Source organism: Cytophaga sp. (genome assembly GCF_051961495.1).
Lineage (GTDB): Bacteria > Bacteroidota > Bacteroidia > Cytophagales > Cytophagaceae > Cytophaga.
On the sequence record NZ_JBQCDF010000081.1, the window covers coordinates 1 to 16,093 of the forward strand.

Here is a 16,093-nt window from a genome sequence, read left to right on the forward strand (position 1 = left end):
TAACGCGCTTATTACTTTCTATACAAAAAGATTTACCGGCACCGGCCGAACAATTGGCTGAGACATTTATGAATCAGCTGCCGGTAGTATATGACAAGTTATTGCTGGATATTCAGGCAACCTTAAATGGCGATCCTGCTGCACGTTCAGAGTTTGAAGTGGTGAGGGCATATCCGGGCTTTTATGCAATCGCATTCTACCGTTTAGCAAATGTCATGTATCTGCAGGATATTCCGCTGATTCCCCGTATTATCATGGAATATGCGCATAGTAAAACGGGTATAGACATACACCCGGGTGCAAGCATCGGTAAGAATTTCCATATCGATCACGGTACCGGAATTGTTATTGGTGAAACGGCAAATATCGGCGACAATGTTAAGATCTATCAAGGTGTAACGCTCGGTGCTTTAAGCGTATCCAAAAGCAAAGCCAATACCAAACGCCACCCGACGATTGAAGACAATGTAGTCATCTATTCCGGAGCTACGATTTTGGGCGGTGAAACAGTCGTTGGTCACAGCAGCATCATTGGCGGGAATGTATGGTTAACAGAAAGCGTTCCTCCGTTTACACGTGTGTATCACAAAGCACAGATTGAAGTAAGCACAAAGAAGATATAGGATTGACAAAATTCGTAATGAATGATAAGAAATTCCAAAAGACAAAAAACAAATTCCAAACAACCTTAATCACGCTGGCGCAAGCATTTGCTTGTGCCCTGTTATTGATAGGCACAAGCAAATGCTTCGCCAGCACTTTATTAAATATTATTCTTTTTAAATATGGCTACGTTACTTGATTTTATTGGTAATACCCCGCTTGTTGAGATCACACGTATTTTCAACAAACCCAATGTAAAAATATATGCAAAGCTTGAAGGCCATAATCCCGGTGGCAGCGTGAAAGACCGTGCAGCCTACGGAATGATCAAAGGCGCGCTGGATCGTGGTGAAATTAAACCCGGCATGAAACTGATCGAAGCAACCAGTGGTAATACAGGCATTGCTTTAGCCATGATCGCACGTTTGTACAACCTGGATATTGAACTGGTAATGCCGGATAATTCTACGCGTGAACGCGTGCTAACCATGGAAGCTTTCGGTGCAAAGGTAACGCTTACACCAGCTGCAATCAGCATTGAAGGCTCACGGGATTATGCTGAAGCCCAGGTAGCGAAAGGTGGTTTCTATATGCTGAACCAATTTGCTAACCCTGATAATTATATGGCACACTACCACTCTACCGGTCCTGAAATATGGAAAGATACGAATGGTACGATCACACATTTTGTATCTTCCATGGGAACAACCGGCACCATCATGGGTACCTCAAAATTCCTGAAAGAAAAAAACAGTGCTGTACAAATTGTAGGTGTACAACCGACCGAAGGCGCTAAAATACCGGGCATCCGCCGCTGGCCGATTGAATATTTACCAAAGATCTATGATGAATCACGTGTAGATAAAAAGATGGACGTGAGTGAAGAAGAATCCGTTGCAATGACCCGCAGACTGGCGCGCGAAGAAGGTATCTTCGGTGGTATGAGCAGCGGCGGAGCCATGGCAGCAGCAATTAAATTAGGCAACGAAATTGAATCCGGAGTGATTGTAAGCATCGTTTGCGACCGCGGCGACCGTTACCTGTCGAGCGACCTGTTTGGGGTATAAAGGCTGAACGCTTAATGCAGAGCCTAAGGCTAAAAGCTATAAGTGAATTAAGTATGAGGTTCGTAAAGAACGTAAGAATAGAATCAATTGATAAGCACAAAAAGCTCAACTTTCGTTTGAACTTTTTGTGCTTTAAGCTTTCTGCATTAGGCCTTAAGCGTTAATCCTGCAGTACCTCTACATAAATTCCGGTTTCGTGTAATACCTTCAACACAGAAGATATATCAACCGCATCTTCGATATTTTTAATGCGGAGAATTCTATCACAATCTTCCAGATCAAAATTAATTTCCAATGATGGATTCTGCGCCAACAGCAATTGTTTGACCACCTTTGCCTGTATGTGATCCTGAACGGATGTTTTATATACTTCAACCATTTAAATAATTATGAGTTATAAATTATGAATTATGAATGGATGCTAAGTACTCTTCCCTACCGCTTGCGCGAGCATTTGCTTGTGCTCAATTAAAGGTACAAGCAAATGCTCGCGCAAGCGAAGGTTCATTGAAAGTAAGGGTGAATTATAAACTATGATTTATAAAATTCATAATTTATAATCCATAACTCATAATTCTCAATCAATTTTCGTCAGCACTTGGCCCGTAGCTTCCTGGAATCGGTATATTCAGCAAACGCAGGTAAACGCCCAGCTGTGCACGGTGGTGAACAATCTGACAATATGCATGGCGGATTGTTTCATGCTTTGTCTGCACGCTATAAATGACATCGCCATTACGCAACGTCCAGTTTTCAGTGAGTTTTTCCTCATTTGCCGGTATCAAATGCGCTCTTCCTTCAGCAAGACTTTTTTCCAGCAATGCCAGCAGGTCATTTGTTGTATTTATGATGGTTGGATTATAGGGTTCTGCAGCGAAATCAAGTTCATCGGTTGTTAATGCCAGGCTCACCCAGGTTGGCAGTTCTGCAATGTGCGTTGCCAATGTGCGAATGGTCATGCTCTTGGGATGCGGTTGCCAGTCATATTTGTCGTCAGGAATGCGTGACAACATGTTGCGGGTTGTAAGAGCTTCTGCTTCAAATTCCTTTAAAAAGATCGGGATCAGTTCCATAAAATTGTAGTTTTTGTATGTGAATCGTTATGATAACACAAATAAAAAACCACCCGGTGACAACCCTATGTCACCACTTTTGAAAAAAGTTTTAAAATAAATAATCGGCAAATATTCGATGACGCTAAACCCTTAGAGAGTTTTTAAATAAGTAGCGTCTCACAATAATTCCCTCTTTTACAAATATTAAAGCATGACTCTCCAAGGGTTTCCAAGGGTTGAACAATGTAATTATAAGTAGTTATCAATAATTCACCGGCAGGTCTTTCATGTATTCTGCCAGTTCAATATGCTTATTCTTTTTAAACGGCAGCTCTGTAGTCTTTACTTTAATAATCCGCGATACTTTAAAGTCCCGGTATGCCTTGCGTTCATGGCACCAGGCAATCAGGTGCCAGCTGAAAGCGTAAAAGATCAGTCCGATCGGCTCTATTTCCCTGCCGCTGAGTTCCTCCTTATTATTCTTATATTGTATATGGATAATTTTTTTGTCAGAAATTGTTGCCTGTAAAATGGATAAATATTCGAAGTCGTTTTCGAGCCTGGCCGGCAATTGCAGTTTAATCGTATCCTGCATTTTCTCCAGTTTATCTTTATCCACCTGTTTCAAGCCGGCTTTGATTTTGTCCAGTGCATTGGAATAATGCTTTATGATTGATTTATCTGCAAAGCCTCTCACCAGCGATTCTGTTAAGAGCAATGCATTCGCTTCATCATTATTAAACAATACCGGCGGCAAAAAATAACCATCTACAATAAAATAACCTTTAGCCGGTTCCACACCAACGGGAATCCCTTGTTCACAGATCGCTTTTACATCCCGGTAAACCGTACGCTTACTGATTTTAAATTTCTCTGAGATTTTTTCTGCTGTGATAAATTTCTTCGTCTGCAACAAGGTAATAATTCCTAAAAGCCTGTCGATCCGGTTCATTGAATGTTACTAAATAGATGTGGTGTGTAATTTTAGCGTTTAATTTTCTAATAAAAAAGCTTAAGACTTAAAGCCTAATGCGAAATGCAAGAAGCGTTAGGCCTTAAGCATTCAGCTTTAAGCTATCCGAACCTTTTCTTTAAATAATTTGTCAGAAAGTAGAATCTCTTTTTTTAACATGGAAACAACAGAACACACATTATTTGTAAAAATGGCATTAGATGCCTGGAATACACAAGCAAGCAGAGCAGACAAACTCATCAAATCCCTAAGCAACGAAGCGCTGGCACAGGAAACCGCTCCCGGTAGAAATTCAGGAACGTATTTAGTGGGCCACCTTACAGCCGTGCATGATGCCATGATCCCCTTACTCGGGCTCGGCGACAGACTGTATCCGCAACTGGAAGAGCCTTTCCTGAAAAATCCGGATAAATCAGGACTCGAAAAGCCGTCCATTGATGATCTGAGATTATACTGGAATACGGTGCTGGCTGTGCTGACCAATCATTTTAATGGGCTTAGAGCTGAAGAATGGTTGTCGAAACATACATCCGTTTCACAGGAAGACTTTCTGAAGGAGCCGCATAGAAATAAATTAAATGTACTGATCAACAAAACCAATCATTTAGCCTACCACCTGGGGCAACTGGCATATCTTAAGAAGTAGTAAAATTATTTAGATGAAGAACCGGTTTGGTATTGCAGAATATCAGACCTTTTCTTTTTTATACAGTTTTAAACTATTGCTATTAACTGATAATCTAATATATTTATGGGTTCTCCAACAAGTATCGTAAGAAATATGCATTACCCGCTCAGAGTTTATATTGACAAGTATGCTGCCACTACCATTTCGGATGCTGATTTTGAATTGGTGCAAAAAGCATTCACGTTCAAACGCTATAAGAAAGGTCAATATATGCTGCAGGAAGGCGAAGTTTGTAAATACATCGCATTCATTCTGCAGGGCTCTATGCGCCAATACTCGGTGGATGCGAAAGGCGGTGAACACATCCTGCATTTCGGCATTGAGAACTGGTGGATCGGAGACCGCGAAAGTTTAACCATGCTCACACCTTCCCGCTATAACATAGAAGCCCTGGAGGACACCGAAGTATTATTAATTACTTCTGAAAATCTGCAATACCTGAGTACTAATCTGCCTGCGATCGGTAAAATGATCAGCATGATGGATCAGCGTAATTTTATCGCTTCACAAAAAAGAATACACGATGCATTAAGCCTTACCGCTGAAGAACGTTTCCTTGAGTTATTAAAGCATCATCCCGATTTTTTACAGCGCTTCCCCCAAACCATGCTTGCATCCTACCTGGGTATCACCGCCGAAACATTCAGCAGAATCAGGAAGAAAGCATTGAAATAATTATGAATTAAGAGTTATAAATTATGAATTGATTACAGAAATGGACAGAATCATATACACTTATTAAGATTTTTAAATTCATAACTCATAATTTATAATTCATAATTGGCTTGACATTTATCAAGTCTCTTTCTTGTCATTTATCAATCCACATCTGCATTTTCTGTTGTTACTTTGTATCAACAAAAAGGGAAAGTAAAATGCTTTACCTGTTTTGGAGAAAAAAGGACTACGCAAATGGAAAAGGCAATCGTAACAAAATATGGCGGTATCAATTCCAAAGTTGGAGAACTTTTAGTGAACCGTCTGGTACCAAACAGATATATTGATGCAGTGGGTCCGTTTGTATTTCTGGATCACTTATATCCTACTGTTCAGAAACCAAAAACTCCTTCTGCTCCGGATGGACAGTTTGCGCATCCGCACCGCGGTATTGCAACCTTCAGTTACATATTCAGCGGCGCGCTGGAACACTTCGACAGCAACGGCGGACATGGGGTTGTTGAAGCCGGTGGTGCACAATGGATGAATGCCGGCAATGGTATCATCCACGATGAGCACTTCAGTCCGGAGTTTCAGGCGCGCGGCGGTGTGATGCACGGCCTGCAATTCTGGATCAACCTGCCTGCTAAAAATAAAGCTGAAAAGCCCGGCTACATGGCTGTGCAGGCAAGCGATATTCCTGAAGCTTTATTACCTAATGATGCAGGTATGATGCGCATTGTGATCGGTGCATGTGGTGACAATAGATCTCCGGTGCAAACATTTACCGAACAATTCATCTACCACATCAAACTGAATCCAAAATCAAGCTTTACTTATGAAACAAAGGCACATCTGGAATATGCAGCTTTTGTTCCTTCCGAGGAAGCAGTAATCAACGGAGAAGCCCTTGGCAAAAGTGAGATTCTGGCATTTGGAAAAGATAACGGAACAATAACCTTTACCAATAACAATATTACAGAAATTGATATTATCTTATTTGGAGGGGAAACTTATACCGAAGAAATCTATGCGGAAGGTCCTTTTGTAATGAACAGCCGCCTGGAAATTGCCCATGCCTACAGAGACTTCTTCAACGGCGACTACGGAACAATCAATTACAATAGTAAACAGTAGTCAGTAGACAGTAATCAGTAAAAATTCATAATTCATAATTCATAATTCATAATTCATAATTCATAATTCATAATTCATAATTCATAATTCATAATTCATAATTCATAATTCATAATTCATAATTCATAATTCAAACTAAATACCTACAATTATGGCAACTACAAACTGGATAATCGATGCATCGCACTCTGAGATTCAATTCAAAGTAAAACACCTTGTTATTACAACCGTTACGGGGAGTTTCACTGAATTCAGCGGTACGGTTGAGGCCGGAGATACATTTGAAAACGCAAACATATCGTTCGAAGCAAATACTGCTTCTATCAGCACCAACAGCGAGCAGCGTGATGGGCATTTAAAAAGCGGCGATTTCTTTGATGTTGAAAAATTCCCGAAACTAAGCTTCAAATCAACAAAGTTTTCTAAAAAAGGCGATGGCTTCGAATTGACTGGAAATCTTACCATCAAAGACGTTACAAATACAGTAACACTTGCTGTTGAATACGGTGGTACAGCAAAAGATCCGTGGGGTAATACCAAAGCAGGTTTTGAAGTTACTGGAAAAATCAATCGTAAAGACTTTGGTTTAACCTGGAACGCGCCTACGGAAGCTGGCGGTGTGCTGGTAAGTGATGAAGTAAAACTGATCGCGAACGTTCAATTGTTAAAACAATAATCAATGTTATACAAAGAGTAAGCAATCGCTTACTCTTTGTATTTTATCAAGGAAATAAAGATCGTGAAAGAAGTGCCCTTGCCTTCTTCGCTTTCCACTTCAATCCTGCCCTGTAGTTTTTCAACAGCTAGCTTAACAATGAATAAGCCCAGTCCGGTATCATTCTGCGATTTTTCATTACCACGATAAAACATCTCAAAAATTTTAGGTTTTACTTTTTCAGAAATTCCCAGGCCATTGTCCTGAATGTTTAAAACAACAAAACCATTTTCCTCAGACACGGTGGTATGCAATTGCGGTCCTTTTACTGAATCTCTGTATTTTAAGGCATTTTCAAATATGTTCTGATAAATACATTTAATCGAAAACAGGTCTGCATATAAAAATGATGTAAGCGTATTTGTATAATATATATTCAATTCGGAAAAACCTTCATAAAACCTGAAGCGCTCCACGATCTCCGCATGTATGGCATCAAAGTCTATTTGAACTTCGGATAAATTTTCATTTTTTAATTTCGTTACCAGATTCAAATCAGAAATATTAGCTTCCAGGTTTTTCAGTTTATTTTTAATCAAACCATAAATTTCCACGTGACTGACATCCTTATCTGCAATTCCGATATTACACAAGCCTTCAATAGTCTTTAAAGGTCCTTTCAGATCATGGGATGCACTATATAAAAAAAGATTCAGTTCTTCAGAACGTTCTTCCAATTGTTTGTTTTGTACAGCGATCAGTTCTGTTCTTTTTTCAACCATCTGTTCCAGCTCTTTATTCATCTGCTGCTGTTCGTAACTTTCAAATTTTAAACGCTTAAAACGCTCTGTCAATGCCAATGTCATGAAAATACACTGGCCGGCCACACCATAATAAATACCAAAGAAACCTATAGCCGTTAACGGCGGCGAAACAATATTAATGGAACAGTAAAAAATAAAATACGAGATGCTCAGTATAATCAAGCCTATAGCCATGTAGCGTGTATCTTTATTTTTTTTATATGACCGTATTGATAAATAGGTACAAAATAAAATGAAGAACATTTCTATATGAAATGTGAACATAGTTGTATCCCGAAGCATTACAATCATGTATATTATCCTGAAAATAATTAAAGCTATAATAAACTTGAACAATCTTCCTTTAATATCAATTTTCAGGAAATAAGTAGTATACATCAACAAACTGATGCATAAAAATCCTCTGGAGATATTCTTGATCAGATCTGCATGTTCTGTATAATCCAACAATAAAAACAGTCCATTACCATCCCTGAAAAGCATATGTACAAATTGGGATGCAATCAGCAAGCAATAAAACAAGACAACTTTCTCGCGTAGCAGAATATAGTGCATCAGGCTATACAACAGCACAAACAGCAGGAATCCATAAAAGATACCGTACAGGATATACTCCATGAAAAAATGTGTGAAGAATTTTTGATGGGAATATATGGCGAATACATAGTTAAAGCTTGTTTCGTTATTTATATTCAGGTAATATGTTTTTGTTTGTCCGGGTTTTAATCGAATAAAGAACACCGGTTGCTTATGCTGAATCGTACGTTGGTAAACACTTGTAGTATCCCTGAAATAATCATCCTGTTTCCTGCCTTCATCATCAACTGAAATCAGATCAATTTTATCGATCCCATAATTATAAGAAACCATGTACCATTCAATGGATTCATTACCGGGATTGGAAATCTGAAAGGTATACCAGGAGTCTGCATTGACCTGCTCATTCTTAAAAAAAAGCCGGTGTGTCTCAAATGTTTTCTTTTCAACCGGATCCCAGCCCTGGAAGTAAGAACTGTCAATCACGTACACATGTTCCGGATCGGTCAATTGAATCGATGGCTTTGCCTGACTGATACAGGAAATACTCCATAGAAAAATAAGCACACAGATTTTCATCTGTATGAAGATTATAGAGGCTATATTCCATTTTTTTATTTTCATAGCAAAAGCTCTATAACTATAACGTCGATTAAAGTCGTTTGTTTTTCGCAGACATGGATTCAGCAATAATACTGCTGGCCACAAGCTGTAAAGCGTGATACAGCATCAGTGGCAACAGCACAACACCAAGTATCAGCGGGTTGGGGAATAATACCTTTCCCATGACGGCACCCTGCACCAGGGATTTTTTTGATCCGCAGAACAACAAAGTAATACGGTCTTCGTGGTTTAATTTAACTGCAATGGAAAGTAAGTGCATCATTCCGAAAATAAACAAAAATAAACCAAGCATGCCTGCTGCAAGTACAAAGATTTCTGATATCGGATAAGATGCAAACATATCCCCTGCAAAAGATTCACAAAAAGAAGTAAATACAATGACCAGTATAATCGTCTGGTCAAATAGTTTCAGCAAGTCTTTGTATTTATCTGTAAGGAATCCCAGCCATTTATGTAACAGTAAGCCAGCGGTTACAGGAACAATTACCTGGATACAAAGCTTTATAATCACATCAGATGTATCAATTTGACAGAATCCGCTGCCTATCAGCAATGTAATCCAGATGGGGGTAATAAATACCCCCAGAATGCTGGATATACTGGCATTGAATATAGCGGCTGGTATATTGCCTTCTGCAATGGAAACCATCACCACCGAGGACGATACGGTAGATGGCAGGGCTGCTACATAAAATATTCCCAGCCATAAAACAGAAAATGCCTCCTGCCCGACTGTAAAGAAATATTGTAATGTTAATACAACAATCGGGAAAATGATAAACGTGGTAGACTGAATAAGTACATGCAAACGCCAATTAAAAAGCCCTTCCTTCATTTTTTGCGGACTTAATTTCAATCCGTAAAAGAAAAAGATAACCGCCACACCATAAGTAGCAATTTTTGAAAATGGTATCATACTATTTTCAGCACCTAAATGCGGAAATTGAGATGCTAACTCTACAGCTCCCAATAAACAAAAGAAAAATCCATTTAACCCTGCTTTTGAAAGTGTATTAATCAATCTTTTCATTGGCTATAAATCTGCGTCGAAGATAGTCAGTATTCATTAAAATCAGAATCAATTTTACTTGTTTAAACAATAATCTACACCAGTAATTATTTCCCATTTCAATAAATACATAAAAACTTAAAATACAATATATTATAAATTTATTCCTTTTTAGCTACCACTTTAATGAATAATATTTCCTATCTTTAAATTATAACTAAACAAACATTAAACTATAAAATATTAATAAACGTTTGTTAAAGCCCATTCTATGAACTATTCAATTAAACATGTATTAATCCTTAGCTTATTCATTTTAGCCACAGGAAAAGCATCCGCCCAGGCCTCTAATTTCGGTGTCAATTTAGCAGGATTAGAATTTGGTCCTACAACTTTACCTGGTAAAGCTGGTGTAAATTATTTTGTTCCGACAGCTGCTGAGCTAGATTATTATCAAAGTAAAGGTTTATCATTGATACGAATCCCATTTTTATGGGAAAGGATACAACCAACACTGGGAGGGGATCTGGATCCGACCTATCTGACTATCATTGATGGCATTGTTGCAAATGCATCATCGAGGAATATGTCTATCATTCTGGATTTACATAATTACGGTCGTTATCCTGAAGGAGGTAAAGTCATAGGTAGTACGGGAGGGCCAACGGTTGATAATTTTAAAGATGTATGGACAAAATTGGCCACACATTATGCAAATGAGCCAGCTGTATGGGCATTTGATCTGATGAATGAGCCACATAATTTAGCCAGTATAAGCTGGTTCACAATCGCTCAGGCCGGTATCGATGGCATTCGTACGATAGATAATTCCCATGTTATTCTGGTTGAAGGAGATAACTGGTCTAAAGGTAGTACCTGGACGCAATACAATGCAAATCTGGTTAACCTAAATGACCCGGCAGACAACCTGGTTTTCGAAGCACATCAATATTTTGACAACGATCAATCCGGACAATATAAAAATAATAATGTAACGGTTGCCGGTGCGGGCGCTAATGCCAATACAGGTGTTGCTTACATCACTCCTTTTGTTAATTGGCTCAATACAAATAATTTAAAAGGAATTGTAGGTGAATACGGCGTGCCTAACAACAGTGACCTGGCCAACTGGAATACGTTATTGAATAATTTTTTAACTTACTTACAACAGAACTGTGTTGGGGGTACCTATTGGGCCGGCGGACCTTCCTGGGGTACATATATAACAAGCATTGAACCTACAAAATCAGGTAGTACGTATATCGATTCTCCTCAAATGACTATTCTTGAATCATTCAGTTCATTGCCATCCGGCTGCGCCTCCAGCTCAAACAATATTACTATTGCAATAACAAGTCCCTTTAAAGGAACTGCATTTAAAAAAGGTGATGTTATTACAATTACAGCAGATGCAACTGCTGTAACCGGGACAATAACCGAAGTAAACTTTTATGCCAATGATGTTCTTATTGGCACATCCACTAGCAGTCCCTATACCATTACTGTTAATAATCTTACAGCAGGTACATATACTCTGAAAGCTACAGCAACCACCGACCAAAATGAAAAAGCCACCTCAAAAGGGATTTCAATCTATGTTGCGCAACCCGTATACTCAATAACCGACATTCCTGTTATAGATGGTTTGTCCGACCCAATGTGGAATAATTATCCTGCTATTAACCTCAATAAAGTCCTTATCGGTTCTGTATCATCATCTGCCAATTTATCTGCTACATGGAAAGCAACATATGACAATACAAATTTATATGTGCTGGTAGATGTTCTGGATTCTAAATTATATAATAACAATGCAGCCGTTTATAATAATGACGGTATCGAAATTTATTTTGATGCAGGGAATTCAAAATCGGTTTCTTATGGCCCGAAACAATTCCAATATGCTTTCGCCTGGAACAATCCTACCGTTAATGAATATCAGCATAATGCCACCGCAGGTGTTACATTTGCACAAACCAGCCATGGAATAACTGCAGGCTGTACGAACAACTGCTCTGCAACAGGTTATACCATGGAAGTTAAAATTCCATGGAGTACCTTAGGTATCACAGTTCCGAATCTATCGAGCTTCGAAGGATTTGAAGTAATGGTGAATGATAATGATTCCGGCACCCGGAATGCTAAAATAGCCTGGACACCAACAACTGATAATGCATGGCAGGATGGATCTCTGATGGGAACAATCATTATGGATACAATAGCCTGTACACCGCCTGCATTGGCTATTGCTGCTCAGGGCTCAACCTTATTTTGCACCGGCAACAGAGTTACCCTGACAGCATCTACTTCAGGTACCGCTCCAAATTACCAATGGTATTATGCTTTTAATCCTATAAACAGCGCAACGAATGCTACATATATAGCTGCACAGGATGGCAAATATGTTGTCACAATTTCGAACGCAACATGTCTGGCAAGTGCATCGATTGATGTAAACGTAGACTCTGTTACTGCACATGCGGGCCCAGACCAGCATATCGCAACTACTTCCGCAACGTTTGCCGCTACTCCACCCTTCACAGGCAATACAGGAACATGGACAATAGTAAACGGCACAGGTACTTTTGCTGATGCATCCAAATACAATAGCCTTGTTTCAAATTTAAGCCCGGGCATCAATGAATTTATGTGGACAATCGCAAGTGATAGCTGCGGAACGTCAAACGATAATGTGATTATTGATGTGGGTCAGGCTCCTAGCCCATCTCCTATCTCTGGTCCTGCAAATGTTACGGCAAATCAAACCAATGTTGTTTATTCATTTACGCCTTCAGATCCTAATGACCAAATTGTTTGGCATGTTCCAACAGGTGCTACCATAATATCAAGTAATACAGGCAACACTGAAATCACAGTAAATTATGGAAGCTCTGCAGGAACTGTCTCTGTTACGGAAACAAATATCTATGCCAGCACAACACAAAGCGTTGCTATTACAACACCAGTACTTCTACCGGAATCGGAAACCGGTTATGCCCTTTATCCAAATCCGTGTCAGATATCATCCACATTAATCATCCATGCAACTGACAATACTCCTGTCGCTATAGAAGTTTCTGATATAAAAGGTATTGCGGTCGAATCTCATAAAAATCAACCAACCAATACAGCGGTTTTAATTGGTGAGAATCTGAAACCAGGTATTTATCTGATCCGGGTTTATCATGGAAATGAATATGCGATGTTTAAGCTAATCAAGACAGAATAAATCTCATATTGAACTAGTATGCAGATTGTTTATAAAGCCTATCCCTATAAGGATAGGCTTTATAAATTATTAGACCGTTTAAATTATAAAATACACAAAAAGGATAGTAACTTTAATGTACATTTATAAATTAAAACACACATAAAATCTGTGTAAAATGTCTCTTTCGAAATTCAGCCAAGCAGTCTTACTAATCTTCTGTTGTCTGTGCTTTAAAAGTTGTATGACCCGTCAGGCATATTTCTATATTGTACCCGATGAAAAGGATGTAAACCGTTTTAAATATGAGACTGTAAAAACTGCGGACACATGCCATGAGTTTAAATCAACCGCAGTCAATAAACCTTTTTACGTAACAAACTGGACATCTGAAGAACCATTGATTCGTTTGCCACTTGATGATTTTCTGGAAAATCAAAAGGCCAAATACTTTTTAGTGATTAAAAACGATAGTATTCTATATCAATATACAGACAAAAAAATCCGTTCGTACAATCCTGTACCTTCCTTTTCAATTTCAAAATCATTTGTATCAGCATGTCTGGGAATTGCTTTAAAAGAAGGCCATATAAAATCAATCAATGACTTGGTTAAAGATTACCTGCCGGAACTTAATTATCATGAGAACTTCAATACATTAACGATCAACCATCTGCTAAATCAAAAATCAGGACTTAAAATGAGAGTGCCGAATGTAGCTGATGCGTATTACGGCAAAGTTGAAAATGTATTGCCTACCCTGGTCTTTCATGCAAAACCAGGTGAGTTCTTTGAATACATGAATATTAATTATACACTGCTGGGTTTAATTATAGAGCGGACAACCAAACAGGATCTGCATACATATTTTTCAAATCACATCTGGTCAAAAATTGGCACCTGCGATTCATCTATCTGGGGATATGATTATAAAACACACCATACCCGCGCCATCGGCGCATTTGCGGGCTCTGCACAGGATTATGCCAAGTTCGGTATTTTATACATGAATGGTGGTAAATGGAACGGAGAGCAACTTATCGACAGCAGCTGGGTAAAAGCATCTACAGCGCCGGTGAATAGTCTGGGAGAAGATGTTGGCTATAACAACAGCTGGTTTATCGGAGAGGAAGAACTTGGTGATTATATGGCTTTGGGAATGTACAGACAACAGATTTACATTAATCCCAAACACAAAGTTGTTATTGTCTCTCTTATGAAATTTAATAAAGAAAATTTAGACCTGAGATGGTGGGAAATCTTAAGACAGATTACCATGCAAAGCAATAAAATTTAATTGTCAACGACTCCTGCCACAGGCTCCAGCTTATATAATATATAAACAATTCTTTTCTCATCCTGAATAATCTTTACAGGCACAATCTTTAAATTGAACTCTGCTGTAAACTTCTCAAAATTTTGAAATGCCCGCGGGAACTTTTGCTCTTCGCGCGTGTGTGCAATAATAATTACTGAAGATGGATCACTGAAATATCTTTCTTTGTACTCTTTTTTTTCTTCAGATGTAGATGTCGCATTGAAAAACGGAAAACACTCGTAATACTTATCTTTTTTATGATCAAACGAAATCAATGCCGTATGAATACCCCAATCAAGTGAAATGAATACCCCATCTTTCTCTTTTGTATATTGGATTAATTCATTCACTTTTTCAGACCAGGCAATATTTTTAACAGGTGTTCCTAAAACCCTCGTATATGCCGCTATAACCGATACCTGATAAATAATTATTACAGAGAATACTAATCCACAAATCAGTTTGGCGATGTGTTTATGTTGATGTAAAACAACGTATATAGAATAGATGGAATAAACTAATAAGACTGTAAAAAAGGGATATATCGTGAAAGCATGCCATGGCGCATTTGCCTGCCGGGTAAGAAGCATCTGAATAACATCGAAAACGATAATTAAAAGTAGAGCTGTAAATATCTTTTTGTACCGGATAATAAATTCATTCTGAGTTATGAAAATGTTTAGAATTGCACCAATTGATATTATCAAAAAATAAAAAACCAATATTGAATTATTAATCGTATTGTTTCCAATACCATATATATATCCAAGGAAGGCTTTTCCATTCAATACATCTCTGATCTGCCAGAATTTATTAAAAAATTTATCTGCTATGCTGGCACCAGGCACATCTGCCAGTTCAAACGATACTGCAATCCATATAAAATACATAATAAAACCTACATATACGGTTGTCATAACCAGATATGGCTTTAATGTACTGAGATCTCTTTGCAGAATAGCTTTTTTTATTGAACTGAAATGAAGAATAAAAACTGTTGCATAGAAGGCGTTTATAAACCACAAAAAGTTTAATTTATTAAAAAGGCCCAATGCCAGAAAAATACTTCCAAAGATCAGATATTTTAAATCTGCTTTCTCATAAAAGTAGCGGCAAAAAAACAAACAAGCCATGCATTTGGTAAACAGTTCAAGTACATTTGGTCCCACATCCAATCGGGTCATATAAATGAACGATGGATCCAAAACCAATATACATAATTCCATCAAGGCTAATCTTCTGAAAAAAATTTTACATAGTATAGTATAGATTACAAATAATGAACCCATTGTAATCAATATTGCAGGCAATCTTATACTCCATACCGATACGTCAATAGTATTTAGGATTGGATAATAGAGATACGATTTCAATGCTCCTATATACGCCATCAGCAGCACCGGGAAATCCCCTACAGCCATTCGTACAAAAGAATTGTCAGCGCGGTTATGCAATGCACCATTAACAAAAAGCAGTTCGTCATATTGCATCCCAGGGCTGTCCAATTTATAACAGGCAATTGCCAGATAAAGGGCGAGTAAAAAACAGACCAGATATGTATACTTCTTAGAATCCATGTAGAGTATCCCTGCTATAAAAATAACCATATAAAAACAAAAAACCCTTTACTGATTATAGTAAAGGGTTTTGATAATAAGTTGGCAGCGACCTACTCTCCCACATTTGACTGCAGTACCATTGGCGCAGTTGGGCTTAACTTCTCTGTTCGAAATGGGAA

Annotated in this window: 14 protein-coding genes and 1 rRNA gene; 8 read left to right on the forward strand and 7 right to left on the reverse strand. The window is 38.3% G+C overall.

Features of this window, described 5'->3' with window-relative positions; genetic code table 11:
- Both epsC and cysM read left to right on the forward strand, forming a co-directional pair.
- Nucleotides 1-623: serine O-acetyltransferase EpsC (gene epsC / locus ACTHJT_RS03635; RefSeq protein WP_440236425.1), on the forward strand; the 623-nt coding region annotated here is incomplete at its 5' end.
- A 162-nt stretch (nucleotides 624-785) separates the two neighbouring features.
- Nucleotides 786-1,670, forward strand: a complete 885-nt coding sequence (gene cysM / locus ACTHJT_RS03640) for a cysteine synthase CysM (protein ID WP_440236426.1) — start codon at nucleotides 786-788, stop codon at nucleotides 1,668-1,670.
- A gap of 160 nt (nucleotides 1,671-1,830) precedes the next feature.
- Here the strand turns inward: cysM and ACTHJT_RS03645 are convergent, their stop codons facing one another.
- The 3 genes from ACTHJT_RS03645 to ACTHJT_RS03655 form a co-directional block, all read right to left on the reverse strand.
- Nucleotides 1,831-2,049, reverse strand: a complete 219-nt coding sequence (locus ACTHJT_RS03645; RefSeq protein ID WP_440236427.1) for a hypothetical protein — start codon at nucleotides 2,047-2,049, stop codon at nucleotides 1,831-1,833.
- Between the two features lie 202 nt (nucleotides 2,050-2,251).
- Nucleotides 2,252-2,743, reverse strand: a complete 492-nt coding sequence (locus tag ACTHJT_RS03650) for a DinB family protein (protein ID WP_440236428.1) — start codon at nucleotides 2,741-2,743, stop codon at nucleotides 2,252-2,254.
- 244 nt (nucleotides 2,744-2,987) lie between these two features.
- Nucleotides 2,988-3,677, reverse strand: a complete 690-nt coding sequence (locus ACTHJT_RS03655) for a helix-turn-helix transcriptional regulator (RefSeq protein WP_440236429.1) — start codon at nucleotides 3,675-3,677, stop codon at nucleotides 2,988-2,990.
- Between the two features lie 178 nt (nucleotides 3,678-3,855).
- On the opposite strand from ACTHJT_RS03655, the gene ACTHJT_RS03660 reads away from it, so the two are divergent.
- The 4 genes from ACTHJT_RS03660 (at nucleotide 3,856) to ACTHJT_RS03675 (ending at nucleotide 6,856) form a co-directional block, all read left to right on the forward strand.
- Nucleotides 3,856-4,344, forward strand: coding sequence for a DinB family protein (locus tag ACTHJT_RS03660; protein ID WP_440236430.1), 489 nt, complete (start codon nucleotides 3,856-3,858; stop codon nucleotides 4,342-4,344).
- A 135-nt stretch (nucleotides 4,345-4,479) separates the two neighbouring features.
- A complete protein-coding gene (locus tag ACTHJT_RS03665) occupies nucleotides 4,480-5,061 on the forward strand; it encodes a Crp/Fnr family transcriptional regulator (protein WP_440236431.1) in 582 nt (193 codons plus the stop codon).
- Between the two features lie 237 nt (nucleotides 5,062-5,298).
- Nucleotides 5,299-6,180: a pirin family protein gene (locus ACTHJT_RS03670; protein ID WP_440236432.1), complete on the forward strand. Its 882-nt coding sequence runs from the start codon at nucleotides 5,299-5,301 to the stop codon at nucleotides 6,178-6,180.
- Nucleotides 6,181-6,331: 151 nt separating this feature from the next.
- Nucleotides 6,332-6,856, forward strand: coding sequence for a YceI family protein (locus tag ACTHJT_RS03675; protein ID WP_440236433.1), 525 nt, complete (start codon nucleotides 6,332-6,334; stop codon nucleotides 6,854-6,856).
- Nucleotides 6,857-6,885: 29 nt separating this feature from the next.
- Here the strand turns inward: ACTHJT_RS03675 and ACTHJT_RS03680 are convergent, their stop codons facing one another.
- Both ACTHJT_RS03680 and ACTHJT_RS03685 read right to left on the reverse strand, forming a co-directional pair.
- A complete protein-coding gene (locus ACTHJT_RS03680; protein WP_440236434.1) occupies nucleotides 6,886-8,820 on the reverse strand; it encodes a 7TM diverse intracellular signaling domain-containing protein in 1,935 nt (644 codons plus the stop codon).
- A gap of 28 nt (nucleotides 8,821-8,848) precedes the next feature.
- The gene (locus ACTHJT_RS03685) at nucleotides 8,849-9,850 is read right to left on the reverse strand and encodes a bile acid:sodium symporter family protein (RefSeq protein WP_440236435.1); all 1,002 of its coding nucleotides are present in this window, start codon (nucleotides 9,848-9,850) and stop codon (nucleotides 8,849-8,851) included.
- 250 nt (nucleotides 9,851-10,100) lie between these two features.
- On the opposite strand from ACTHJT_RS03685, the gene ACTHJT_RS03690 reads away from it, so the two are divergent.
- Together ACTHJT_RS03690 and ACTHJT_RS03695 are read left to right on the forward strand one after the other, a co-directional pair.
- Nucleotides 10,101-13,058, forward strand: coding sequence for a sugar-binding protein (locus tag ACTHJT_RS03690; protein WP_440236436.1), 2,958 nt, complete (start codon nucleotides 10,101-10,103; stop codon nucleotides 13,056-13,058).
- A 223-nt stretch (nucleotides 13,059-13,281) separates the two neighbouring features.
- On the forward strand, nucleotides 13,282-14,334 hold the full coding sequence (locus ACTHJT_RS03695; protein WP_440236437.1) for a serine hydrolase domain-containing protein: 1,053 nt from the start codon (nucleotides 13,282-13,284) through the stop codon (nucleotides 14,332-14,334).
- Here ACTHJT_RS03695 and ACTHJT_RS03700 read toward each other — a convergent pair.
- Nucleotides 14,331-15,932, reverse strand: coding sequence for an ArnT family glycosyltransferase (locus ACTHJT_RS03700; RefSeq protein WP_440236439.1), 1,602 nt, complete (start codon nucleotides 15,930-15,932; stop codon nucleotides 14,331-14,333). The two genes, ACTHJT_RS03695 and ACTHJT_RS03700, sit on opposite strands and share 4 nt — an antisense overlap.
- Before the next feature lie 79 nt (nucleotides 15,933-16,011).
- Nucleotides 16,012-16,093 (reverse strand): 5S ribosomal RNA (gene rrf / locus ACTHJT_RS03705); the annotation flags it as partial.

Bases quoted from the DNA above. Each gene is read 5' to 3' on its own strand.
- ACTHJT_RS03690 (WP_440236436.1), top strand. From the start codon at position 10,101: ATGAACTATTCAATTAAACATGTATTAATCCTTAGCTTATTCATTTTA.
- ACTHJT_RS03650 (WP_440236428.1), bottom strand. From the start codon at position 2,743: ATGGAACTGATCCCGATCTTTTTAAAGGAATTTGAAGCAGAAGCTCTT.
- ACTHJT_RS03660 (WP_440236430.1), top strand. From the start codon at position 3,856: ATGGAAACAACAGAACACACATTATTTGTAAAAATGGCATTAGATGCC.
- cysM (WP_440236426.1), top strand. From the start codon at position 786: ATGGCTACGTTACTTGATTTTATTGGTAATACCCCGCTTGTTGAGATC.
- ACTHJT_RS03675 (WP_440236433.1), top strand. From the start codon at position 6,332: ATGGCAACTACAAACTGGATAATCGATGCATCGCACTCTGAGATTCAA.
- ACTHJT_RS03695 (WP_440236437.1), top strand. From the start codon at position 13,282: ATGACCCGTCAGGCATATTTCTATATTGTACCCGATGAAAAGGATGTA.
- ACTHJT_RS03665 (WP_440236431.1), top strand. From the start codon at position 4,480: ATGCATTACCCGCTCAGAGTTTATATTGACAAGTATGCTGCCACTACC.
- ACTHJT_RS03670 (WP_440236432.1), top strand. From the start codon at position 5,299: ATGGAAAAGGCAATCGTAACAAAATATGGCGGTATCAATTCCAAAGTT.
- ACTHJT_RS03655 (WP_440236429.1), bottom strand. From the start codon at position 3,677: ATGAACCGGATCGACAGGCTTTTAGGAATTATTACCTTGTTGCAGACG.
- ACTHJT_RS03680 (WP_440236434.1), bottom strand. From the start codon at position 8,820: ATGAAAATAAAAAAATGGAATATAGCCTCTATAATCTTCATACAGATG.
- ACTHJT_RS03645 (WP_440236427.1), bottom strand. From the start codon at position 2,049: ATGGTTGAAGTATATAAAACATCCGTTCAGGATCACATACAGGCAAAG.
- ACTHJT_RS03685 (WP_440236435.1), bottom strand. From the start codon at position 9,850: ATGAAAAGATTGATTAATACACTTTCAAAAGCAGGGTTAAATGGATTT.
- ACTHJT_RS03700 (WP_440236439.1), bottom strand. From the start codon at position 15,932: ATGGATTCTAAGAAGTATACATATCTGGTCTGTTTTTTACTCGCCCTT.